This is a genomic window from Sphingobacterium sp. BN32, assembly GCF_030503615.1.
In the GTDB taxonomy this organism is placed as follows: Bacteria; Bacteroidota; Bacteroidia; order Sphingobacteriales; family Sphingobacteriaceae; genus Sphingobacterium.
Window position 1 is genome coordinate 763,763 of record NZ_CP129963.1, and the last position, 25,080, is coordinate 788,842.

Annotated in this window: 20 protein-coding genes; 11 read left to right on the forward strand and 9 right to left on the reverse strand. The window is 40.7% G+C overall.

Annotation, left to right across the window (positions count from 1 at the left end):
* Positions 1–9 precede the first annotated feature (9 nt).
* The 3 genes from QYC40_RS03255 to QYC40_RS03265 are packed head-to-tail and all read right to left on the reverse strand — an operon-like array spanning position 10 to position 3,134.
* The gene (locus QYC40_RS03255) at positions 10–1,746 is read right to left on the reverse strand and encodes a M61 family metallopeptidase (protein ID WP_301992383.1); all 1,737 of its coding nucleotides are present in this window, start codon (positions 1,744–1,746) and stop codon (positions 10–12) included.
* A 45-nt stretch (positions 1,747–1,791) separates the two neighbouring features.
* The gene (locus QYC40_RS03260; protein WP_301992386.1) at positions 1,792–2,295 is read right to left on the reverse strand and encodes a dihydrofolate reductase; all 504 of its coding nucleotides are present in this window, start codon (positions 2,293–2,295) and stop codon (positions 1,792–1,794) included.
* A gap of 17 nt (positions 2,296–2,312) precedes the next feature.
* The gene (locus tag QYC40_RS03265; protein WP_301992387.1) at positions 2,313–3,134 is read right to left on the reverse strand and encodes a thymidylate synthase; all 822 of its coding nucleotides are present in this window, start codon (positions 3,132–3,134) and stop codon (positions 2,313–2,315) included.
* Between the two features lie 268 nt (positions 3,135–3,402).
* On the opposite strand from QYC40_RS03265, the gene mtaB reads away from it, so the two are divergent.
* On the forward strand, positions 3,403–4,722 hold the full coding sequence (mtaB, locus tag QYC40_RS03270; protein ID WP_301992388.1) for a tRNA (N(6)-L-threonylcarbamoyladenosine(37)-C(2))-methylthiotransferase MtaB: 1,320 nt from the start codon (positions 3,403–3,405) through the stop codon (positions 4,720–4,722).
* Positions 4,723–4,783: 61 nt separating this feature from the next.
* Here mtaB and QYC40_RS03275 read toward each other — a convergent pair whose 3' ends face one another.
* Positions 4,784–7,054 carry an inorganic phosphate transporter gene (locus QYC40_RS03275; protein WP_301992389.1) on the reverse strand — a complete coding sequence of 757 codons (2,271 nt, stop codon included), beginning with the start codon at positions 7,052–7,054 and terminating at the stop codon, positions 4,784–4,786.
* A gap of 67 nt (positions 7,055–7,121) precedes the next feature.
* A complete protein-coding gene (locus tag QYC40_RS03280; RefSeq protein ID WP_301992390.1) occupies positions 7,122–8,027 on the reverse strand; it encodes a DMT family transporter in 906 nt (301 codons plus the stop codon).
* A 539-nt stretch (positions 8,028–8,566) separates the two neighbouring features.
* On the opposite strand from QYC40_RS03280, the gene QYC40_RS03285 reads away from it, so the two are divergent.
* The 6 genes from QYC40_RS03285 (at position 8,567) to QYC40_RS03310 (ending at position 14,314) form a co-directional block, all read left to right on the forward strand.
* Positions 8,567–9,154: a C40 family peptidase gene (locus tag QYC40_RS03285; RefSeq protein ID WP_301992391.1), complete on the forward strand. Its 588-nt coding sequence runs from the start codon at positions 8,567–8,569 to the stop codon at positions 9,152–9,154.
* A 110-nt stretch (positions 9,155–9,264) separates the two neighbouring features.
* Positions 9,265–9,765 (forward strand): hypothetical protein, encoded by a 501-nt coding sequence (locus QYC40_RS03290; RefSeq protein WP_301992392.1) that lies wholly within the window; start codon positions 9,265–9,267, stop codon positions 9,763–9,765.
* Between the two features lie 321 nt (positions 9,766–10,086).
* A complete protein-coding gene (locus tag QYC40_RS03295; protein WP_312139617.1) occupies positions 10,087–10,812 on the forward strand; it encodes an MIP family channel protein in 726 nt (241 codons plus the stop codon).
* Positions 10,813–11,005: 193 nt separating this feature from the next.
* Positions 11,006–12,838, forward strand: a complete 1,833-nt coding sequence (locus QYC40_RS03300; protein WP_301992393.1) for a DNA polymerase III subunit gamma/tau — start codon at positions 11,006–11,008, stop codon at positions 12,836–12,838.
* Between the two features lie 79 nt (positions 12,839–12,917).
* Positions 12,918–13,694: a 23S rRNA (guanosine(2251)-2'-O)-methyltransferase RlmB gene (gene rlmB, locus QYC40_RS03305; RefSeq protein ID WP_301992394.1), complete on the forward strand. Its 777-nt coding sequence runs from the start codon at positions 12,918–12,920 to the stop codon at positions 13,692–13,694.
* A gap of 59 nt (positions 13,695–13,753) precedes the next feature.
* Positions 13,754–14,314, forward strand: a complete 561-nt coding sequence (locus tag QYC40_RS03310) for an HPP family protein (protein ID WP_301992395.1) — start codon at positions 13,754–13,756, stop codon at positions 14,312–14,314.
* Between the two features lie 96 nt (positions 14,315–14,410).
* Here the strand turns inward: QYC40_RS03310 and QYC40_RS03315 are convergent, their stop codons facing one another.
* Positions 14,411–15,901 carry an amino acid permease gene (locus QYC40_RS03315; protein ID WP_301992396.1) on the reverse strand — a complete coding sequence of 497 codons (1,491 nt, stop codon included), beginning with the start codon at positions 15,899–15,901 and terminating at the stop codon, positions 14,411–14,413.
* A gap of 481 nt (positions 15,902–16,382) precedes the next feature.
* Between QYC40_RS03315 and QYC40_RS03320 the strand changes: the two genes are divergently transcribed.
* From QYC40_RS03320 to QYC40_RS03335, 4 genes are all read left to right on the forward strand, one after another.
* Entirely contained in the window at positions 16,383–18,176 is a 1,794-nt protein-coding gene (locus QYC40_RS03320) for a DEAD/DEAH box helicase (RefSeq protein ID WP_301992397.1), read from the forward strand.
* A gap of 654 nt (positions 18,177–18,830) precedes the next feature.
* Positions 18,831–20,270, forward strand: coding sequence for a copper-containing nitrite reductase (gene nirK / locus QYC40_RS03325; RefSeq protein WP_301992398.1), 1,440 nt, complete (start codon positions 18,831–18,833; stop codon positions 20,268–20,270).
* Between the two features lie 53 nt (positions 20,271–20,323).
* Positions 20,324–21,094 carry a formylglycine-generating enzyme family protein gene (locus tag QYC40_RS03330; RefSeq protein WP_301992399.1) on the forward strand — a complete coding sequence of 257 codons (771 nt, stop codon included), beginning with the start codon at positions 20,324–20,326 and terminating at the stop codon, positions 21,092–21,094.
* A gap of 6 nt (positions 21,095–21,100) precedes the next feature.
* Positions 21,101–21,715, forward strand: coding sequence for an SCO family protein (locus tag QYC40_RS03335; protein ID WP_301992400.1), 615 nt, complete (start codon positions 21,101–21,103; stop codon positions 21,713–21,715).
* 97 nt (positions 21,716–21,812) lie between these two features.
* Here the strand turns inward: QYC40_RS03335 and QYC40_RS03340 are convergent, their stop codons facing one another.
* The 3 genes from QYC40_RS03340 to QYC40_RS03350 form a co-directional block, all read right to left on the reverse strand.
* Entirely contained in the window at positions 21,813–23,141 is a 1,329-nt protein-coding gene (locus QYC40_RS03340; protein WP_301992401.1) for an OmpA family protein, read from the reverse strand.
* A 111-nt stretch (positions 23,142–23,252) separates the two neighbouring features.
* Positions 23,253–24,116 carry a universal stress protein gene (locus QYC40_RS03345; protein ID WP_301992402.1) on the reverse strand — a complete coding sequence of 288 codons (864 nt, stop codon included), beginning with the start codon at positions 24,114–24,116 and terminating at the stop codon, positions 23,253–23,255.
* A gap of 19 nt (positions 24,117–24,135) precedes the next feature.
* Complete coding sequence (locus QYC40_RS03350; protein ID WP_301992403.1) at positions 24,136–24,969, reverse strand: universal stress protein; 834 nt, start codon at positions 24,967–24,969, stop codon at positions 24,136–24,138.
* Between the last annotated feature and the right edge of the window lie 111 nt (positions 24,970–25,080).

A 25,080-nucleotide genomic window follows, 5' to 3' on the forward strand; every position in this document is an offset into this window, starting at 1 on the left:
ACTCTTACGTTACGCCAAAGACAACCATATATCTCCCAACGCGCGTTGTTCCGCTGTGGCATTCGGATTTCTTTCAATATAATAGGAAACTCGATCACTAGCCTTCAACGTAACAGGGATTTCGCGAATTAATCCTTCACGCGCGATCATGATATTCAACGTATTTCCAATGGCTGAGCTGCTGATCGCTAGATCGAGCTCACGACCCTGCGGGTCGATTCTCGTGCCGTTTACTGCTACGATTTCATCGTCTACATTAAGCCCATCATCCCAGGCCGAAGAGTAGCGATCAATATTCTTGATTACCGTTCTACCGTCGTGATGAGATACCTTAATTCCCAAACTAGGAACAATATTCGCTTTATTTTGATCGATGAACTGATAGCCTACTAAGTTAAAGTAAGCATTATAGTCAAGCTCTTCACAAGTATGCGCTGCATCGAAAATTTGACCAAGGCTTGTGCCCGTTACTTCCTCTGCGAGCTTTCTGAATTCCGCTTCCTCAATCCCTCTGCCTTCAATTAGGTAAAACTGTTTGTAGGCCGCCTGCAATACCTGATCCAACCGCTTCTCCCCATTAGTTTGCGCGAGGATACTGATATCGAGCATACATGCTAACATAGCACCTTTATTATAATAGGAAATGCTTGAGTTTTGCGAATTCTCATCCGGTCGGTACTGCTTTATCCAGGTGTCGAAGCTTGATAATCCTACCGATTGTACGAGATGGCCAGGCTTATTCAATACCATATTGAACTCGCTTACTAAAGCCTGCAGGTAATCCACCTCATCTCTGAAGCCACATCTACGGGTAATAAGATTGTCATAGTACGCTGTAAAACCTTCAAATATCCATAGAAGATGCGTGTAGTTCTCTTCGTCATAATTAAATGGCCCTAATGCTTTCGGACGCAAACGTTTCACGTGCCACAAGTGGAAATATTCATGTGCCACAAGGCTCAAAAAGTTCGTATACCCGATTGCATTGGAGTAAGCATTGCGTCCCGACGCTAAAACTGTCGAATTCAAATGTTCCAAGCCGCCGTGAGCACTCTGGTAGTTATGTGTAATAAATACGTATCGGTCATTTGGATTGGAACCCCATAACTTCGTTTCCTCTTCCACGATTTTCTTAATGTCGTAAGACAGGATGTCTTTATCATAGCTTCCGACTCCAACCATCGCAAATTCGTGTGGTATACCCGCCGCTTCAAAGCTCCATACATCCTGGTTGCCAATTTCTAATGGCGAATCAAAAAGGATATCAAAGTTCTCTGCGTAGAATGTATTTTCGGCGTTATCAACCTTTGGTAAACCCGTTGATATCTTTGACCAATAGCTTGGTAGATTTACATGGACAGTGGCGTCGTGATGGAGTTGCCCTGCGATATAAAAGAAAGTGCCTGCAGGGCTTAGGAATGCATGTTCAGCATCCACAAAATTAGTACGAACAGACTTTTCGAAGCTATAGATGCGGTATTTGATCAGCACACTATCGCTTGGATTATCGATACGCCAGGTATTTTTGGATACTTTATAGATTTTCAAATCCTCACCATTCTCTTTAATCGCGGAAACTTGCTCGATGTTCTTCGAGAATTCGCGTACAAGATAAGAGCCGGGAGTCCATACTGGCATTTTAATATCTAGGAATGTATTGGCGAAACCTTGAATATGCATCTCCATTTCCACGTAATGGGCTTGTGGCTCAATGAAAGAGATTTGAAAATCGATACTACTGTTCATGCTTTTTTTATTTATGAGAAAAGGGAAGCTAGTTAAGCATTCCCTTTATTTTTTAATTCTGTTATAAACTTCGAAAGTGTAGTCAAACTGATGTTTTTCATCTTTTGAATGAGCTTCAGACGATACAAGCTCCCAATCTTCTGCTGGTAATACAGGGAAGTAGGCATCCGCATCATCAATTTCAGTATGTACACGCGTTAGAAGAACTTTAGAAGCAAGGGGAAGCGCCTGTTGATAGATTTGGGCACCACCAATGATGAAGACCTCTCGCTCATCACGGCAATAAGTCATGACCTCCTGCAGGCTGTTTGCAACATCTACGTCCTCAGCCTGAAAAGTTGGCTGTCGAGTAATAACAATGTTTCTACGGCCGGGAAGAGCTTTGCCAATAGACTCAAAAGTCTTTCTGCCCATAACAATGGAGTGATCCATTGTGTTGTTTTTAAAGTATTTAAAGTCGTTCGGAAGGTGCCATAACATCTGATTGTTCTTTCCTATGGCATTGTTTTCCGACGCTGCAACGATTAATGTGAATGTTGGATAACTCATGTAATGATTTAATAAGATTATACGGCAACAGGTGCTTTAATATGCGGATGGAATTCGTAGTCTTCCAGTTCAAAATCCGAGAATTTGAAATCAAAGATATCTTTGACATCCGGGTTGATAATCATTTTCGGAAGTGGTTTCGGATCTCTGGATAGCTGTAATTCCGTCTGCTCGAAGTGATTGCTATAAATATGGGCATCCCCTAGCGTATGTACAAACTCAGCGGCTTCCATGTCGCAAACCTGAGCAACCATCATGGTCAATAGCGCATAAGATGCGATATTGAAAGGTACTCCTAAGAAGATATCAGCACTGCGTTGGTATAGTTGGCAAGATAGCTGCGGCTTATGAATCCCTTTTTCAGGTTCTGCCGGAGCAACATAAAATTGAAAAAAGGCATGACATGGAGGTAAAGCCATGTTTTCGACCTCAGCAACATTCCATGCTGAAACAATAATGCGTCTGGAATCAGGAGTATTTTTTAATTGATTGATCACCTGTGTGATTTGATCGATGTGGCCCCCATCAGGTTTAGGCCAGGAACGCCATTGCGACCCATAAACCGGACCCAGATTGCCATTTTCGTCAGCCCATTCGTCCCAAATACTCACACCGTTCTCTTTCAAATATTGAATATTGGTTTCCCCTTTCAGGAACCAGATTAATTCATGAATGATGGAGCGTAGGTGTAGCTTCTTGGTTGTTACCAACGGAAACCCTTCCTTCAGGTTGAAACGCATCTGATATCCAAAAACACTTTTCGTTCCGGTGCCTGTTCTATCGGTCTTAACAACACCATTTTGATAAACATGCTCCAATAACTCCAAATACTGTCTCATAGCTCGGTTTCCTTTTATATTAGCTACGAAGATACCGTTTTTTTCTGAAAGTGTGAGCTTTCATTGGCCATCAAGAACTTTCATTCCTATTGAATTTTAAAAGAAAAGATGAAAGTTTTTTCTGAAAAGGTCTGTTTTTAATGGCCATTAAGAACTTTCATTCCTGCTGCTGTTTCAATAGAAACATGAAAGTTTTTAAATCATCAGAATATCAGATTTTATCATCAACTCACATTTTGCGTCTTTTTGTGTATTTTTGCAAAATATCATGGGAAAAAAAGTTGCTTTCTATACACTGGGCTGTAAGCTGAATTTTTCAGAAACATCGTCCATCGGTCGAATCTTTAAGGATGCAGGCTACGAGACTACGCCATTTAATAGTCGAGCGGACGTGTATGTCATCAATACATGTTCGGTAACGGATCATGCAGACCGTAAGTGTAGAAAGGTTGTTAAAGAAGCATTAAAATACTCGCCAAACGCCTATATCACAATTGTAGGTTGCTATGCGCAATTGAAACCGAAGGAAATCTCCGATATCCCAGGTGTGGATATGGTATTAGGTGCGGCAGAGAAATTCAATATTCTAGAGCATATTAATGACCTGACGAAGAACGAAAAGGCAGTTGTGCACAATGCCCCAATTGATGAAACCAACCAATTTGTTTCGGCCTTCTCGATAGGTGACAGAACGCGCACCTTCCTGAAGGTTCAAGACGGTTGCGACTATTCTTGTACCTTCTGTACCATTCCATTGGCTCGTGGTGCTAGTCGTTCGGGTAAGATCGAAGATATCGTCAAGCAAGCGGAAGAAATAGCTGCGTCCGGGGTTAAAGAAATCGTGCTAACAGGCGTCAATATTGGCGACTTTGGTGTCCGCGATGGCAAGCGTCAAGATCGTTTCGTCGACCTAGTAAAAGCGTTAGACGAGGTGGAAGGCATCGACAGAATTCGTATTTCCTCCATAGAGCCTAACTTATTGACGAATGAGATCATCGAATTTGTCGCTCAATCGAAGCGCTTCGTTCCACATTTCCACATGCCATTGCAATCTGGAAACAATGCGGTGTTAGCGAAGATGCGACGTCGCTATAAGCGTGAGCTCTACAATGAGCGCGTAGCAAAGATTAAGTCTTTGATGCCTGATTGCTGCATAGGGGTAGACGTAATTGTCGGTTTCCCAGGCGAAACGCGCGAGGATTTCATCGATACGTATAACTTTCTGAATGAAATGGATATCTCTTATCTCCATGTTTTCACGTATTCAGAAAGAGAGAACACCATTGCTGCGCAGATGGAAGGTGCTGTACCTGGCGCACAGCGTAGCGACCGCAGTAAGATGTTACATATCTTATCTGAGAAAAAACGTCGTGCATTCTACGAGTCTCAGTTAGGTAAGACCGATATGGTGCTATTTGAAGGCGATGAGAAAGAGGGTTATATGCATGCTTTCTCGAGAAACTATGTGAAAGTGCGTACGCCTTATGACCCCTTATTGGTCAATGAAGTTGTGCCTGTCAAGTTTATCAGCATCGCAGAAAACGGGGATGTAGATATCGAAGAAATCCCAGAACTATTGCTGCATTAAGCAATTAAGACATATAAAAAAAAGGCGATCAAATTCTGATCGCCTTTTTCATTTCAACGCTTTATTGCTGATTCCGTCTACGGAACGACGCAAATTCCTTATGAAGTCTCAATAATTTATAAGTCGAACTTAGAAGCTCGTTTGTTTCTAAAAGTATGGAGAAGTATAATCTACTGTTTTTAGGGCTGCTCTCCGATGTTCTGATACGGTCGATTTGCTTGTCCAGCAAGTTGTTGATGTATTCTTGAATGTCTTCTCTCGCATCAATCAAGGAGTCTATCTTGCTGAAATCTTGACGCTTATAGGCCATGTTGATTTTTGAAAACCAATCGCCCAAGCGTTCAACCACATATTTCAAATCTTTAGCCTGACTGATTCGCAGCGTTTTATGATTGTTATCCACATGGTTTAGCGCATTCGAGTTGATGACCGCTACATTCTCAATCATATCTTGAAGATAACCAAGCGAAATAATGTAGTAGCGACTTCCTTTAACCGAACTATCGTCTAGATTACGGATAAAATTATACATGGAATTATTCGTCGAATTCAGATCATTCATCAACTTCTTCACCAACTTCTTGTTCATGCTTAGAGCCTCGAGATCTTCTTTGATCAGCGAGTCGATCGCATCTTTATAGAAGATGTTTGCTTTCGAGAACGTCTCTGAAATCTGATTCGCACTGGTTTCCATCACTTGTTGAAGTGATAGGATATCTGATTTGTCCAAGTTAAGCTCTTGCAGTGCTTTAGCCTTGATTTTCTTATCGTGACTTTTTGCGTTGCGGTACAATAGCAATGCTAACACCACTAAAGCGATTACCAACGTCACGATGCCGCCAACTTTTAAGAAGTAAGCAATAACGAAGGCACCGGCAAATGCGCAACCTGCCGTTACAAACCAACCGCCAATAACATGGAACACGCCCGAAACGCGATATACAGCGCTCTCACGACCCCAAGCGCGATCCGCAAATGCCGTACCCATAGCCACCATAAACGTTACGTAGGTAGTGGATAAAGGTAACTTCATGGAAGTTCCTAATGCGATAAGACTACTCGCAACCATCAGGTTGACTGAAGCACGAATCATATCAAACATCGGCTCGTCTTTACTTTTTGGCTTTTTCTGGCCAACAGCAATCATTGGTGTTTCAAATTTCTTGTCTATGTTCGATTGCAACGTCTTTGGCATAACGTAAGTTAGCACCGAACCCATGCGGATAAAGCCGCGTACAATCGTTCTGGAAAGAAAGTTAGATTCGAACTTTTCATTTCCATCGCCTTGGCTCGACAAGCTCATCTCTGTTTCGATCACCGTCTTTGCTTTCTTTGATGTCCATAGCGTAATCACCATCACAATCCCTGCCGCAAGAAGTATCCATAACGGAGCAACGATTTCTGAGGATGCTAATGCGTCCATCGTAAAAGTATCAGGATTGGCTCCCGGTACACTTTGGAATATTTCAATAGACTGTATAGCAGCAACTGGAACACCGATAAAGTTAACCAGGTCGTTTCCCGCAAATGAAAGCGCTAAGGCGAATGTTCCGATACCAATAATGACTTTCAGGATGTTGATGCCTAATTGGGTGATAATAAAGCTGATGATGGTACAAACCACAAAGCTACCGCCTAAAAGCAACAACTCATGCGTTTTGATCCAGTTTTTGACGTCCGAGCCTAAGAAAGACACCTCTTTCAATCCTTTAATCAGAATGAAATAACTGATCGCAGCCATAGCGATCCCGCCAAATACCACACCCACAGTCTTTAGTTTCTTCTCAAATTGGAAGGTGAAAAGCACTCTGGAAATGTATTGCACCAGCATACCGATGCTGAAGGAAATGACCACCGAAAGAAGGATACTGTAGACAATTTCGGAGGCTTTCTCGGTATTGATATAGGATGAAAGGGTAGACCAGCTACCGTCGGTCATCACGATTTTAAACACGGCTAAACTGATCGCGGCACCCAATAATTCGAATACAATAGAAACCGTGGTCGATGTTGGGAGGCCGAAATAATTAAAAATATCCAACAGAATAATGTCGGTTATCATGACCGCTAGAAATATAGCGATGACATCGTCGAAAGTAAATTTACTGGGGACATAGATACCGCTTCGCGCAATCTCCATCATCCCGCTAGAAAATACCGATCCAATGAGAATACCTAAACTGGCAATAATCATAATGGTCTTGAAAGGGATTGCTTTCGAACCAATCGCCGAGTTGAGGAAGTTAACAGCGTCATTACTGACACCAACCATTAAATCAATAATTGCTAGGACGGCAAGGGTAATAAGAACTAGGTAAAGATAGTTTTCCATAAGACATTATCTGTTGATACTGTTGTTCGGATTTGTGTGAATTGAAATAAATAAATTCACGAAATTATTAATTTAAAGTCGGATTTGAGGATTTTTGTTTTGGAATATTCTTCCATACGATTATCATCAGGATAAAAACAACCCCCAACCACTTCATCCAGGAAACAGATTCGTGCAATACCAGATAAGACATACATACCGCGACGGGTAGTTCTACGGCGCTCAATACCGCTCCCAAGGAATAGCCTACGCTAGGCATACCATAAGCAAAAAGCAAAGGTGGTATCACTGTGCCGAATAGCGCGAGCAGAAGTCCGTACGGTAAAATTCCTAAAAAGGTTTCGCTCTGTAATAAACTGATCGGCTGCAGCGTAATCGCAATCAGTAGAAAAGCTCCGCTAATCATCAGCGCCGATTTATGGATCGGAGGGTAGTCATTTCCAACTCTGCCATTAACAATCATAAAGACCGAATAGGCGGTTGCGGCTAATACGCCGTAGATTAAACCAGGAATGGAAAAGGAAGATAGGGGCTCCTCGATCAACCCTGTTGCGAAGACCGTACCGATCAATATGCAGACGATACCAATAATCTGGGTTCCACTCGGCCTAACCTTGAAAAAGATGAATTCGATGAGTTGTCCTATCCATATATACTGCATCAGCAACACGATTGCCAAGGATGCTGGAACTAACTGTACACATTTATAGTATAAAATACTAACTGTCCCTGTACTGACCCCCGCCAAGACGATCTTCCACTTCGAAGATTTAGAAGGATATTTTTTCTGTGATTTATTTCTCCCTACCGCTCCCCACAATAGCCAAAGAATTAACGCGCCTAAAAACGCTTGTATACCTGTTACTTCGCCTAAAGAATAACCCTGCTCGTATGCTTTTTTTACAAATGTGGAGAGAATTCCAAAGCTCGCAGCACCTAGAAAAACTGCAATTGCTCCCTGAGTTTTGTTCATATCCTGCAAAGTAAGGGAATATTTGATTTAGATTTCAGATGTAAGACATTAGATTTTAGAACTGCAGCAAGGAATAGTAGTTAGTATTTAGTACTTAGTATAAAGACCTACAGCGTAATATCCTGTCAATCCTTGCATCCTTCCTTTCCTAGAATAGTATTTAGTAGTTAGTACTTAGTGTTAGACCAGATCCTGTCAATCCTTGCAACCTTCCTTTCCTGGGTCAAGACACAGGTGCTCAACCCCAAAACTTCAACACAAAAGCTACAACCCTTCTTCGGCTTACAGCCCTTTCATAACCAATGTAAAACCCTTTCATAACCAATGTAAAATCCTTTCATACCCATATCAAACCCGCTCCGAAAGGGTTGATCATTGGGACTGGAAGGGATCTGCATAAAAATAGAGTTGTCGAAGCTTTCGTTAGCTTTACGCTAATGTCTCACTTCTCAAATTTAATATCTATTCCCAACAGATGTTGAAAAAAAATGATTTGAATATGAGTTGATTTTCAGATACTTTTGAATATGCGATTCGATATGAAAGTTAATTTTGCCGTACTGTTTTTATTATTAGGTGCTTTACTGTTCAGTTCATGTGGTGCTAAGAAGAAGTCCGCCAGCGGGCCATTGGTCGGAGGGGGGCGCCCGAGTAAGAATGCGCCGATCAGTGATGCGAGTGATGCTCGTGGGATGGAATACTCCAAGGATAAGTTGGAGAATTATGCTGCACTTTTAGGGGTCAAACAAAAAGAACTCGATAATAAAAGTCTGTATTACGTAATTGACGAGTGGATGGGTACACCACATCGAATGGGAGGCTTGGACAAGCGCGGTGTGGATTGCTCTGGGTTTGTAGGGATGTTGTATCGCAAAGCATATGGGAAGGATTTGCCACGCAGCTCACGCGATATGGCAGAGGTTATCAAACGTAAATATGACAGGCAGCTAAAGGAGGGCGATTTGGTGTTTTTCTCTTTCGGCGGTCGCAATATAGACCATGTGGGAATCTATTTGCATAACGATAAGTTTGTGCATGTATCGACCAGAAAAGGCGTTATCATCTCCAGTTTGAAAGACGCATGGTACTCGAAATATTTCACGCGTTGCGGCACACCAACGATTTAATGGTAAGTTCGATCTACTCGATTGCAAGTAATGGAATTCTCATATTAGAAATAAAGGTCGCTTTAATGCCTGCAAATCTTTACTTTTGTCCAAATTTTTAAAGACTTGTCATGCAAGATAGAACAAAACGAATTTTTATTGCCCTTTGTATCATTATCCCATTCTTGATTTACTGTGTTTATTATTATGCAGGGATGATTAAGAATGCGCCCTACCGTTTTTCTGATTTTGAATCGATAGAATTGGTTTATGGTTATCCTGATTCCATGTTAAATCAGTACAACTCTAAAACGCATAAATATCAATATTTGACGAAACAAGGCGAGGTCGTTAAGGATACGCTGAAGCTGCGCGATGATGATTTATTATACTTGCACCGGAAGGCAATGGAGCTGGGGTATTGGAATGTTGCAGATGATATGACTACGCCGGAAGACAAAAGAACGACCGGAGCGCGCGTTCCACGTTATAAATTGACGTTCAATTACAAAGAGAAATCTAAGTCAGTGACGCTAGATGCGGATTATGAAGGCGTGCAGAAGATGAAAGACGCTGCCAAGACTACCATTGATGAGGTTTTAAACATGATTGCGACAGCAAAGGCAAGATAATAAGCGAAACTTTATTATTTAATTTTCGCTTAACTATAACTTTACAACATAGCGATACCTTTGAGTCAAGTAATTTGTTTCAATAAATTGTTTGGTGATTTAAAGGTTATTAGGTAAACAAGAAAGAGGTCGACCCCCCATCGGCCTCTTTTATTTTTTCTCTTCCACTGTTTTTAGATTTTCCTCTCTCTAAATTTACTTATTACATTTCTCAATAATTTTTCTTACTAAAACCCATTAGGAAAAAGAATTGCCGTGTTTCAATAATTTTAGCGTTGTATGTTTAGAATATTTCCATAACTTTCCTTTAAAAATTAAATTATGGAAACAAAAATCTCTTCGAAATTCATTGCTGAGCTGATTGGGACTTTCGGTTTAGTATTATTTGGATGTGGTGCCGCAGCGATCGCTGGTGGCGACACACTGGCACAAACATCTGGGTTAGGCTTATTGGGGATCTCGTTAGCTTTCGGGTTCTCGGTTGTTGTTTTTGCGTATGCGATTGGTGGTATTTCTGGCTGCCATATTAATCCAGCCGTAACAATCGGGGTGCTGGTATCCGGCCGCATGTCATTCAAAGACGCAATTGTTTACATTATCGCACAATTAATAGGAGCGTTAATTGGAGCCTTTGTATTAAAGACTGTTCTTTCCGGACAACTTGCAGGTTTTACTGCTGGCGAATGGGCCTTTGGATCAAACGGATGGGGTAAAGGATATCAGAATGAATACAATATGACCGCTGCATTTATCACAGAGACTGTATTGACCGCTGTATTCCTATTTGTTATTTTGGCGACCACCTCAAAAGTGGGTAATGGAACAATGGCTGGTCTAGCGATTGGTTTCACATTAGTTTTAATCCACCTTTTCGCAATTCCAATCACCGGAACATCGGTAAATCCTGCGCGTAGCTTTGGTCCAGCATTGTTGGCTGGGGGGCAAGCGCTATCGCAACTCTGGTTGTTTTTTGCCGCTCCAATCTTAGGAGCAATTATTGGTGCTATGCTTTGGAAAGTTACTTACGCGGAACCTAAAGAAGCATAATTTCGAATTCTTAAAAGATTAACAATAATGCGAAGCCTCCAGATGGGGGCTTCTTCTGTTATTTCTCGCTCGCAAGCTCTATGCTGTAGGCAAGCTTCAGGTTCCTAAGTCGTTCAAGGTATTGCACCTGTTTTTGTACTTATTCTAGTTTGCATCTTGTTGTTCATCCCCTCAAAAATGATTATCTTCGCACATGGATAATTTTATTGTTTCTGCACGAAAATACAGGCCGGTTACTTTCGACTCGGTAGTAGGTCAGCAACACATTACCGGAACTCTTAAAAATGCGATTCGCAACAATCAATTGGCGCAGGCATTTTTGTTTTGTGGACCGCGTGGTGTGGGTAAAACGACTTGCGCACGTATTTTGGCAAAAACAATAAATTGTGAACAGATTACAGCAGAGAACGAAGCCTGTGGCGAATGTGATAGCTGTAAATCCTTTCAGAATGGCAATTCCTTTAGTATTCACGAACTGGATGCGGCCTCGAACAACTCGGTAGATGATATACGATCGTTAATTGATCAAGTTCGTATCCCACCTCAGACTGGTAAGTATAAAATCTATATCATCGATGAGGTGCACATGCTATCGCAACAAGCTTTCAATGCATTCTTAAAGACGCTAGAAGAACCACCATCCTATGCTATATTTATTTTAGCAACAACCGAGAAACACAAGATTCTTCCAACCATTCTATCGCGTTGTCAAATCTTCGACTTCAATAGGATTAAGGTGGAGGATATGGCGAACCATTTAGCTTCCATCGCTGCGAAAGAGGGGATAAGTTTCGAGTCAGACGGTCTGCATGTGATTGCCCAAAAAGCCGATGGTGGATTGCGTGATGCCTTATCTATGTTCGACCAAATTGTAAGTTTCTCGAACAAGCAATTGACTTATAAAGCGGTTATCGATAACCTCAATATCCTTGACTACGATTATTACTTCCAATTGCTGGATGCAATTTATAAGCAGGATGCAGCAAATGCTCTATTAGTATTTGATTCCATTTTGAATAAGGGTTTCGATGGCGGACATTTTATATCCGGTCTATCGAGCCATATCAGAAATTTACTTGTGACCAAGGATCCCTCAACATTAAAGTTGTTAGAGGTTAGCGAGAATGTGAAAAAACGCTACTTGGAGCAGGCGCAGCAATTGTCTAGCGGACTACTATTATCCGCATTAAATATTGCGAACCAATGCGAGATAAACTACCGTACCAGCAAGAATCAACGCTTGCAGGTAGAACTGGCCTTGCTGAAGATGTGTCATATTGCGAGTGCTATCGCATTAGCCCAAAACGGTATACCAGCGCAAGCTGAAGTAAAAAAAAAACTCCCTGAGTCTGGGATAGCTGCGGCGCCGCAAACAGCGTCGTCTGCCAATAACTCCAGTCAGTTTACCAGTCCTGTTGCCAAACAGATCGAAAACTCTGCTACAACAACAGCGACACCGAATACAGCTCCTGCTAAGGCAGCAGTTACTAGTCCGGTAGTAGATGCAGCAACAACAAAAGCAAACGAGACGGCTGCCAAGCCAGCGTTCAAGGGCTGGGGGAACTTCAAACCTGCGAATTCTCTACCGAACCTGAATACCATTTTTGACGAAAAGAAAACGAGTGATTCGGAAGGTCCGGAATTGGTTGAAGGTTCTGAATACTTAGAAGTTACCCAGAATGCTTTTCTTTCCAAGTGGAATATCTTCGCCGAGAAATTAAAGGCTGATAACAAGATTACCCTATTTACGATCATGACGGCCAGTACGCCTACCTTGAATGGCGTAACGATCGAGGTGGAAGTTGAAAATGCTGTGCAATCAGATCAACTGAAATTAGGTAAGATCGATATATTAAACTTTCTTCGGGTGGAGCTTCGCAATTTTGCCTTAGACTTGAATGTCTCGATGGTCGAGAAAACGAAAGATCGAAAGCCCTACACTGCGCAGGAGAAATATCAGGCGATGGTTGCCAAGAACCCGCTGCTGGAAGAATTGCGAAAAACCTTTGATTTAGGACTAAGTTAATCGATATCTTTTCTACTTTTGTACTTTCCTAACTTATCAACGTATAAGCTAGGTTTCTATATTTTAAATAATTCAGCACATGCAACAATTTCAACGCAGGGAAAGACCCGAAAAGAGAGAGACTAACCAAATGGTATTCGGTATTCGTGCCGTTATGGAAGCTATCGATAGTGGACGAGAAATCGAATCCTTGTTTGTTCAACGTGGTTTATCCGGTACTTTGTTTGCAGAATTTAAGGCGCTGATTAAAGAGCATCAAATTGCTTATCAACAGGTTCCTATTGAAAAATTGAACCGTATTACAAAAAAGAATCACCAGGGGATCATCGCTGTGATCTCTCCAATCATTTATCAGAATATTGAGGATTTACTTCCAGTCATTTATGAAAAAGGGGAGACGCCATTGTTGTTGATGTTAGATGGTGTTACCGATGTTCGGAATATGGGGGCTATTGCTCGTACAGCAGAATGTGCCGGTGTACACGCGATCATTGTCCCGAAAAAAGGTTCAGCGGAAATCAACCCCGATGCTATCAAAACCTCAGCAGGAGCGTTGTTTAAGATCCCTGTTTGTCGTCAAGATTCATTGAGCAAGACGGCTAAATTTTTGATTGATTCTGGCGTTCAACTTGTTGTCAGTACAGAGAAGACGAAAGAATCGATCTATGATGTGGATTATACAGGTCCTTCCTGTGTTATCATGGGGGCTGAAGATGTTGGTGTGTCGGATGATCTTATCCGTATCTCTGATAAATTGGCTAAGATACCGATGTTCGGTGAGATTGGTTCATTGAATGTATCCGTATCGGCTGCGGTGGTTATCTACGAGGCAATTCGCCAACGTAATATTGATTAACCTTGGTTAAAAAAATCAAAAGATCGTTCAATCGTCATTATCGGGTCTACCGTTATGTTATGTATAAGGAGACTCTGGTGGATGTGCGAGAGCATTTCTGGTCTTTTGTTGGGGCGTTTATTGGCATTGGCATCATTGCCTATCTGCAGTCCTTGCAACTTCCTGCGCTAGAAAATATTTTTCTGATAGGTTCTTTTGGTGCTTCGGCGGTTCTGGTCTACGGTGCTATTCAAAGTCCTTTAGCACAGCCAAGAAACTTAATTGGAGGGCATGTAGTCTCCGCATTGGTAGGCGTGACGGTCGGGAAGTTGCTTCCCGATGTGATTTGGCTAACCGCACCATTAGCTGTTGCTTTCTCCATTGTTTTTATGCAGATAACCAAAACGCTGCACCCTCCGGGAGGAGCTACCGCATTGATTGCCGTTAGCTCAGGAACAAAGATCGCTAGCATGGGCTATATGTACGTGTTGTCGCCCGTGTTCAGCGGCGCCATGATCTTATTCTTAGTCGCCCTTCTGTTTAACAACGTCACCAAGAAGCGACACTATCCAGTTAAAGCCTCTAGATTACGTAAATCCCGACGCATTCAATTAAGCAAGAGATTTAAAGGGAATCCTTAATTCCGAAAAGACAGTATCAGGAGATTTTATTGCTAGACAAAAAAGCTGTACCTAGTATTCCTAAATACAGCCCTTTATTATTATACTTGAGATTTATTATTCTATATTTTTGTTGCCGTTGGCTTCTTTTTCTTTTCTCAGTACAGAATTTCTGTAACCATAAGCAAAGTAAAATGCTACACCAATTGCCATCCAGATTCCTAGACGCTCCCAGCTTTCAATAGGAAGTCCAGCCATCATCAATACACATACTAAAATTCCTAAGATCGGAACCAGCGGTACCAATGGTGTTTTGAATGGACGTTCAATTTCGGGATTCGTTTTTCTTAACACCAAAATACCAATACATACGAGTGTAAATGCAAATAGCGTCCCGATACTTACCATATGGCCTAAATCGGATACGGGAACAAAACCAGCGAATATACTTACGAAAACCATAAAGACTGCATTTGTTTTCCAAGGTGTTTGGCGTTTTGAAAGATCAGAAAAGAACTTCGGTAATAGACCATCTTTACTCATCGAATAGAATACGCGGCTTTGACCTAATAGCATCACGAGGATAACCGATGTGTATCCGGCAATGATCGTCACGATCATCGCAGTATTCAAGAAGTGGTATCCTGTTTTAGCGAATGCAGTCGCAACGGGTTTCGCATCGCCACTGAAAGCCGTATAAGGTGCTAAGCCGGTCATCACGTAGGAGAAAAGCACGTATAAAATGGTACAAATCACCAATGAACCAATGATTCCGATTGGCATATCTTTCTTTGGATTTTTAGCTTCTTGTGCTGCTGTACTAACCGCGTCAAAACCGATGAATGCAAAGAACACTACACCTGCAGCCTGTAAAACGCCTGTCCAGCCGTAATGTCCTCTATAGTCGGATCCCCAGAAATCCCAAAAACTCATAGTGCCTTGTTTTACCATATCTTCCCCTTCATTTGCAGGGATAAATGGTGTATGATTAGAAGGGTCAATAAATTGCCAGCCTAATACAATAAATAAAATAACAACGCCTACTTTTAGAATAACCAGAATATTGTTAACCGCAGATGATTCTTGCGTTCCTCGCATCAATAGGAGTGATAGTAAACAGACAATAACAATAGCTGGAAGGTTGATCATTCCGCCTTCGAAAGGACCTGCAAGCAAGTCAGGGGGGATATGTATGCCTACCATGAGTAAAAGCTCATTAAAATATTGTGACCAGCTAACTGCGACGGTTGCGGCAGCTAATGCATACTCCAGCACCAGATCCCATCCGATAATCCAAGCCATAAACTCGCCCATAGTTGCATAGGAATAGGTATAGGCACTCCCTGCTACAGGAATCATGGATGCAAACTCAGCGTAGCATAAACCGGCGAAAGCACAGCCAACGGCTGCGATAATGAAAGAAAGCATAACGGCAGGGCCCGCATGATCGGCAGCGGCAATACCCGTTAAAGAAAAAAGTCCCGCTCCGATGATTGCGCCAATGCCTAAGGCGATTAATCCCGTGCTGGACAAGGTTCTCTTTAATGTTCCTTCACCGCTCTGTTCTGCTTCGGAAATTAATTTAGAAATTGATTTTTTATACCACATAAATTTAGATAAGATAATTAACGGTTCAAACGTACAAAAAAATTAAAGATTTCTACATATCATTAACAAATTATCATCAATAGCTTTGATTTGTTGAATAATCAACTATTAATCGCTTCTTCTATTGCTATTTATTTGTTTTGGATGAAAATCTTAGAATCATATTCTTTAGATATTTATTTCTGCCAAACTTTATTTTAATTGTATTTCGCAATGACAGACCCTATTCACTTAAACGTGATCTCAGTTTTTTTTGAAAACCGCTTTTAAATGGTCGTCAATGGCGTTTCTAGAGCGATGGAAAGCAATTGAATTGGTTAGTTTCCCTTGAATGTTTTGCTAAAACGACTATGCAATTAAAGGATAATCGGCTACATTTCAAATATTTATTTTCATAAAACATTGACTTTTAGGAATAACTAATTATTTTTCCTATCTTTGCACCGCCTTAGGCAATTGTGCCTATTGTATATTTTATTTCATGAACCCATTTTTAGAACTGGGGATCCGTCATGAGATTGTTAATGCCATCACTGAGTTAGGTTTTGAAAAACCTTCTCCCATCCAGGAAAAAGCCATTCCTGTGTTACTGACTGGTAACGACGATTTTGTCGGATTAGCCCAAACAGGTACTGGAAAGACTGCGGCATTTGGTCTTCCTCTATTAGAACAACTAGACTTTTCATTCAATCAACCTCAAGCATTGGTATTGTGTCCTACGCGTGAGCTATGTTTGCAAATCGCAAAAGACCTAGAGAAGTATGCCAAAAATTTAGACAATGTTCACGTAGTTGCCGTTTATGGTGGTGCGAACATTGGCGACCAACTACGTCAGATCCGTCGTGGAGTACAGATCGTAGTAGCAACACCTGGTCGTATGCTTGATATCATCGGACGTAACGCCATCGACTTCTCGCAAGTGAAGTACGTTGTGCTTGACGAAGCTGATGAGATGTTGAACATGGGATTCCAAGAAGACATCAATAATATCCTATCAGAAACTCCATCTGATAAAAAAACCTGGTTATTCTCTGCAACAATGCCTCGTGAGGTACGTCGCATTGCCCAAAACTACATGACCGATCCGGTTGAGTTGACAGTGGGTACAAAGAATACAGGTAATGAAAATATCGAACACCAGTATTTCTTAATCAAAGCAAAAGATAAGTATGCTGCTTTCAAACGTATTGTAGATTACTACCCAGAGATTTTTGGTATTGTTTTCTGTCGTACGAAGATTGAAACACAAGAGATTGCTGAGGCTTTGATTAAAGACGGTTACAACGCCGACTCATTGCACGGTGACCTTTCACAACAACAACGTGATAAGGTGATGAAACGCTATCGCGAGCGCAACTTGCAATTATTGATTGCTACTGACGTTGCAGCACGTGGTATCGACGTAAATGATGTTACGCACGTTATTAACTATTCTCTTCCTGATGAGGTGGAGAACTATACGCACCGTTCAGGTCGTACTGCTCGTGCTGGTAAAACAGGTATCTCGATCTCATTGATCAATGTGAAAGAGATGAGCAAAATTCGTCACATCGAGAAGATCATTGGTAAATCTTTCGAGCGCAAGCAAGTTCCACAAGGAACGGAAGTGTGTGAGAAACAATTGTTCGCTCTTGTTGACAAAGTACACAATGTAGAAGTTCAAGAAGATCAAATTAATGCATTCCTTCCTCAAATCTTAGAAAGTCTACAAGACTTGACAAAAGAAGAAGTAGTGAAAAGATTTGCTTCATTAGAATTCAATAGATTCTTAAACTATTACAAAGATGCTCCAGACTTGAATATCGAAGCGCGTGAATCTTCTAGAGGTGATCGTGATAGAGATAGAGATGGCGGCGGTCGTCGTACTTCTAAAGGTTTCACTCGTTTGTTTATTAACTTAGGTTCAGTAGACGAGTTCAGCCGTGGTGAAATGTTAGGTTTCATTTGTAATAACAGTAAGATCTCTGGAAAATCAATCGGTAAGATTGACCTTAAAGGCGTGTTCACTTTCTTCGAAGTAGAAGATGGCGAGGTTAATAAGGTATTCCAAGGTTTCGAAGGTGTTAATTACAACGGAAGAGGCGTACGTATTGAAGTTTCAGGTGAAGGAAGATCTGACAGAGGATCATCAAACGGTCGTAGCCGTGGCGGTAGATCTTCAGACAGAAACTCTGGAGGCGGACGTGGAGATAGAAGAGATCGTGGTAGATCGAATGGCGGAGGTGGTTTCCGCGACTTCTCTGGAAAACGTAGAGAATCTAAAAGTAGATATTAATAAAGAAAGAAGGTGCCTAAAAAGGCACCTTCTTTTTTCTGAAAGTGTCTGTTTTCAAAGGCCATCAAGAACTTTCATGCCTGTTGGTATTGCAATGGAAACATGAAAGTTTTGTTTTATAGCTTTTGCGAGTTCTTTACTGTTTTATTTTTTAAGTTTTGAGCAGTAAGCCTATATGATGATTTTAACGACCCTGCCTGCTCTGTTTAGTAAATACGGAAAATCGTCGTAATAACCTTTCTCAAATCATACATCCTTTCCCAATTTTCCCCAATTTTTTTAAGTTATGGAAAATGGCCATCAAGCCAAACTCCACAGCAACTTTATACAGTCCTTTTATGTGATGGAACGCTCTAAATTGTATGTTTTCCATGCTTTTTTGGAGCCATTTTGATACAAAATCTCCGGGGCAAAACATAGAACAATATCGGTATTTTTTAATAACCAGATTGTTGTTTTTGCATTTAGGTTTACAAAAATATCTTTTTGGATTAAAAATAGTGTTTTAAAATTAAAATTACTGCATATCGGTTTGTCATAATAATGTAATGAATGCTATCTTTTAGGATAGTTGAGGTCATATTTTTTAGTGGGTTTTTCCACTATTTTTATCCCATTAGTTAACGAAAATATAAAGAGAAAAATCTTGAAAATATGAGAGATTCTATTACATTATTTAGTATGCTGATCGGGTTTGCAATGTTCATGTCGAGTTGTAATGATTCATCGGAAACGAAATCAGTTGATACCAGCAAAATCCCTGTAAAAGGTGAAATGGTTGCTGAATTAACCTCTCCACCTTTGGTTCCAAAACCAGTGGGTAAACGTGATGCCACAAAATTAAAGGTGAGTTTGGAAATTTTGGAGTTGGAAGGCGAAATGGTTGATGGGGTGAAATATACCTATTGGACGTTTGGTGGGTCGGTACCAGGTCAGTTTATCAGAACCAGAGTGGGGGATGAGGTGGAATTCTTATTAAAGAATCACCCAGATAATAAATTGCCTCACAACATCGACTTACATGCTGTAACGGGGCCCGGTGGTGGCGCAGAGTCCTCCTTGGTTGCTCCAGGGCATGAAGTGTCGTTCTCCTTTAAATGTCTTAACCCCGGACTTTATGTATATCACTGTGCAACTGCTCCGGTGGGGATGCACGTTGCTAACGGAATGTACGGGTTAATATTGGTTGAGCCGGAAGGTGGATTGCCACCGGTGGATAGGGAATATTATGTAATGCAAGGTGACTTCTACACCGAAGGTGGTTATGGAGAAAAAGGATTGCAAGCATTTGATATGAATAAAGCGATCAGGGAAGAGGCTGACTATGTGGTTTTTAATGGGAATGTAAATGCATTGGTCAATGAAAATGCACTGCAAGCGAAAGTTGGAGAAACCATCCGCCTGTTCGTGGGAAATGGTGGTCCAAACCTGGTGTCTTCTTTCCACGTTATTGGGGAAATTTTTGACAAAGTACATGTTGAAGGTGGTGATTTGATTAACAAGAATATCCAAACAACATTGATTCCTGCCGGTGGATCTGCCATTGTTGAATTTAAGGTGGATGTGCCAGGAACGCTGGTTCTAGTTGACCATTCTATCTTTAGAGCCTTTAATAAAGGTGCATTGGGTATGCTTAAGGTAGAAGGGGAAGAAAATCATCAGATCTATTCTGGAAAGATTATGGACGGTGTTTACCTTCCTGAAGGTGGTACCATTCAACAAATGCCTAAAAAGAAAAAAGAAGATGTTGTCGTAAATAAAACTCCAGCGCAATCAATCGCAGATGGTAAGGCAATTTTTTCCAGAACTTGTGTTGCGTGTCACCAAAGTGAAGGTCAGGGAATTAAAGCGGTTTTCCCTCCATTGGCAAAATCGGATTTCTTAAACAAAAATAAAGATAAAGCGATAGACGCGGTTTTATTCGGTCTAAAAGGCGAAATTACTGTTAATGGCGAAAAATACAACTCTGTTATGCCTAGTCAATCACTATCAGATCAAGAGGTAGCTGACGTTATGAACTACGTGTATAATAATTGGGGCAATGATAAAACCATTATTACTGCAGCAGAAATCAAAAAAAGACGTGGTAATTAATTAAATAATTGGGAAGCACACATCTGTGTTTCCCAATTCAATACAATGTTAATATGTTGAAGAAGCTAAAACAGATGTTGTATATTTCCTTTGGAATTGCTGTTTCATATACAGGACATTCCCAAGAAATGGTGCTAATTAAGAAAGGGAGTTATACTCCTCTTTATGGTTCTGCTGATAAAAAACCTGTACAAGTTGCTTCATTTTATTTGGATGTTTATCCGATAACCAATCAGCAATACTTAGATTTCCTGATAAAAAATAAAGCCTACACTAAATCTCAAATCAAAAGAATATTCGCAGATAAAAGCTATCTGAACTATTGGAAATCGGATCTGGATTTTGGGAATGCAAATCCTAAGTCCCCCATAACAAATGTGTCTTGGTATGCAGCCAAGAAATATTGCGAAAGTCGAGGAAAAAGATTAGCAACAATGGATGAATGGGAGTATGCTGCGATGGCGGATGCAAGATCTTTTGATGCTAGAAATAAAAAATCATATAATCAATTCATTCTAAATTGGTATGAAACTCCAAAAACTTATAACAATGTAGTGGGCAGCACCTTCAAAAATTACTGGGGAGTCTACGACCTACATGGTTTGGTTTGGGAATGGACATCTGATTTTAACAGTATCTTTTTGACTGGTGAGTCAAGGAAGGATAAAGGTGAAGATGGGAATTTGTTCTGTGGTGGAGCATCTGTAAATGCAAGCGATTTAATGAATTATGCTGCTTTTATGCGTTATGCTTTTAGAGGAAGTATGAAGGCAGCTTATACCAGCAGAAATTTAGGGTTTCGATGTGCAAGGGATATAAAATGATTAATTATGAAGATTAACAAGTTAATAATATATGGCTGTTGTGGACTACTGATGCTAGGATGTAAGAGTAGCACAAAAGATGAAACTATAGAAAAAAAACAAGCTATTCTTACGGAAGATCTTTCCGATCTGTCGATTTATAATTTACCTTCAAATTGGACGGATCAACATGCTAATCAAATGCAATTGCAAGATCTGAGGGGAAACATTGTGGTCGTGGCCATGATTTACACGTCTTGTCAAGCGGCATGCCCTCGATTGGTTGCTGATATGCGACACATTGAAAAAACGGTAAATTCTAAAGCCAAATCGAAAATTAAATATCTCCTGGTCAGTATAGACCCTCAAGTTGATACGCCGGAAAGGTTAAAGAAGTTTTCCATTGAAAATGAAATGGATGGCGAACAATGGCTTTTTCTTCGATCAAATGAGGAGGATACGAGAGAATTTGCGGCAACATTGGCAGTCAATTATAAAAAGATTTCACCAGTTGATTTTTCGCATTCCAATATTATAAGCTTATTCAACGAAGATGGAGAGTTGATCTATCAACAGGAGGGTTTAGGCGTCGATTATGCTCCAACAATCAAAGCAATCGAAGAGGCTGCGAATAAGCTTTAAAACAAATTTTACCAATTCTAATACTTTGCTTGAGCAAAAAAGAAGGGGCTGTCTTTTGAACAGCCCCTCTCTATTTAATTTGTAGTTTTAGTTATTCCTAGTAAAGGGTAAACTCAACACGTCTGTTTTGCTGACGGCCTTCTGCAGTCTTGTTTGTAGCGATTGGTTGGTTTGGACCATAACCTGTAGCCTCAATACGAGAAGCGTTTGCACCTTTAGATACTAGGTATGATTTTACGGATTCAGCACGCTCTTTCGATAAACGCAAGTTAGTTTGCATTGAACCAGTATTGTCTGTGTGACCAGCTAATTTCAAGCTGAAGTTTTTCTCGATCAATAAAGCAGCAACTCTGTTTAATGATTCGTAAGAAGTAGAACGGATTGTCGCTTTACCTAAGTCAAATTCTAAGTTTTTGATGGCTTCATCAACTACTTTTCTATCTTCTTCAGTCACTACGATTTTCTCTACTACTTTAGTTTCGTGTTTCATCTCAGGAAGTGGACATCCAGCTCCATCAACTTTTACACCTGCAGGTGTATTTGGACATTTGTCGAATTTGTTAGCAACACCGTCGCCATCATCATCTTTCAAATCGTTGCTGATACCTGATAATTCTGATTTTAAAGCTTCGTTAGATGCTACTAATGCATCACGCTCTGCTTTTAACTCATCATATTTCTTAACCATAGTAGCTACTGGGTTACTGTTACCTAAGTAAGGTTTGCTACCATCGCCAAGCGCGATTTCTAAACCAGCGTGTGCATACGAGAACAAGTCGTTTTTGTATTGACCTCCGCGTACTCCATCGAAGTCTTGGTTAGCCCAATTCAACTGGTATCCTAAGTCGATGTTAATTCCTTTTGCTACCGCAAATTTGAAACCTGCGTCGATAGGAACGTATAATTTGGTTTGTGAATCAGCAGTTGATGCAGTTCCGTCAACCGTAGTAGTTGTTTCGAAGTTTAATGCACCAAGACCAATTGAAGCGTAAGGCTTGATAATGCTGTTGAAGAATCTCCAGTTTGTGTTCGCTAATGTGAACTCCCCTGATAAAGCAGCAGACCAAGGCATTTTCGTTTCGAATGCAGATACTGTACCTGCGGCAGCATCTTCGTTTGTACCTGAAACTTTACCGCCTAGGTATTGTGCTTTTAAACCGAAAGAAGGTGAGATTTGTTTTTTGATGTAAGCACTGTATCCTACATTGTGGTCTAACTTGTCAAATCCTGCTCTGTTGAAGCCGAAGATGTTAGATTGGTTTAACAATCCTGCGTTCACTCCAATAGACCAAGTTCTGTATTCTGATGATGATCCAAGAGGTGTAGTTCCCTCTACTGTTGTGGTGTTTTGTTGAGCAAAAGCTGTTGAGGTAATAAGTCCTGCTACAGCAAATAGGCTAGCTTTTTTTAAGTAATTTGTTTTCATGTGACTAAATTTTACACTTGCCACAAAGTAGGCAAATTTGTTGCCAAAACTTACGTCTTGGCAACACTTGATTACATATGCTGTAAAATTTGTAGCGTCAATGTAGCTGTATTAGGCTTTTTGAGGGAGTACTCGTGCGAAGAAAGTAGGCAATTTAATGTCAAACGCAAGTTTCTTAACTACATTTGCCTCAGTAAGTTGGCGGAAAACGCTCTTGCGGCTTTTTGTTAATAAAAGGATGTCTACTTGTTCATCAATTAAAACGGAAGTCACCGCTTGTGCGACGCTTTCTTTTTGGCGCATAAATAGGGATTGCGGCTTGATGATGTAGGTAATATCGGATATGCCTAGTTCGTTTTCTATACGGTTTATAAATTTTTTGAAATCCGCGTCTATATCTTTGATCTCTCTATCCTTCACATTCACGTGGATCAATACCAGTTCGAAGTCCTTTTGGAATAGCGGAAATGACTGGCTCAAACATGTTAATTCAGCGTCCTTAAAATTACATAATAAGGCTACGCGATCTTTTTTAAATTTGGTGGCCTCTAAAGGAACCGCCAGGAGTGGTGTTCTCGTGTTTAGGATCGTATCATAGGTGTTGCTGCCAATGAAGATAGCTTCCATACCTGATGCCCCTTTTGTACCCATAACCACAGCATCGTAAGACTCTGCATTGGTAATCTTCTTGATTTCATCGTATAAATTACCATCCCGGAACAGCGCTGTTGCCTGTACTCCCGGATAATTATTGTCAATCTCTGCAATGATGTTTTTCATATCGCGTTCGGCCATCGGAACGCGAGGGTCTTTCAATGAAGGGTCATTTTGAGCATTCGCGTAAATATTTGTATGGTCTGCAAACACATGGAGTAGGTCTAAGGACTGCCCTGATTGTTTGGCAATCTGGCATGCATATTTTACAGCAGCGGCTGAATATTCCGAAAAATCTATAGGTATTAATAATTTGCTCATGATTTCAATATGTTGAATGTTATATTTTGTCGAAAAATGCAGGTTTGTTTATTTCTAGCGCAATAGCCTTGGATACGGAGCTGGTAAATAAGCGCTCAAAGAATGTTTTGCGGCTTGGGGTTACCAAGATGACATCTGGATTAATATCTTGAATCAGCTTCTCCACGACCTCCGATACGCTGTCCAACTCTTCATCATCTTTCTGTACCGGTTCAGCATAACTCATGACCTCATCTACTTGCGTCATCTCTTTAATGTTGTATGCCCAGTTATTTAACGTGTCTAATACATTTTCACGCTTTTGACTTGGTTTATATACATGGATGAGCGAAAGGGAGTTCGTTTCGTCTACCAAACGCAAATATTCTTTCAAAGTATCTAACTCTTCATGCTTGAAGTTTGTCAACAATGCGATATGATTGCTTTGGAAGTGATACGCTTCATTCGGAACAACCACAACGGGGATGCTAGATTTCGCGGCAACAGCCATGGTCGTACTACCCCAATAAACAGATTTTGTTTTGCTTGCACCGGAAGCCCCCATAATGATGAGGTCGAATTTGCCGGAATTGGACATCTCCGCAAGCTTATCTACGATGAGCGCTCTGGAACATTCGATGTAGAAATCAACTGCTGGAAATTGATCTACTAACTTATCTTTTAGCTCAGCTATCAAAAGGTCTGCTTTCAAGATAGGGTCAGTCAAATCGTCCTCACTAGCATCACCTACAGATGAGGTGGTATAGCAGTGTAGCAACAAGATATCGGCATTTCTTTTTGTAGCAAGTTCACAGGCATAAAGAGCCGCAAATTCCGAGTTTTTGGAAAAATCGGTAGGGACAATAATCGTCATCTTTTTGATTTATTGAGTTGTTCTTTATTAAGAATATAAATTTACTAAAAATATCGGTGATTATGACAAAAGTTGGTTTTTAAGACTCTTTTAACGTCAATTTTGACTAAG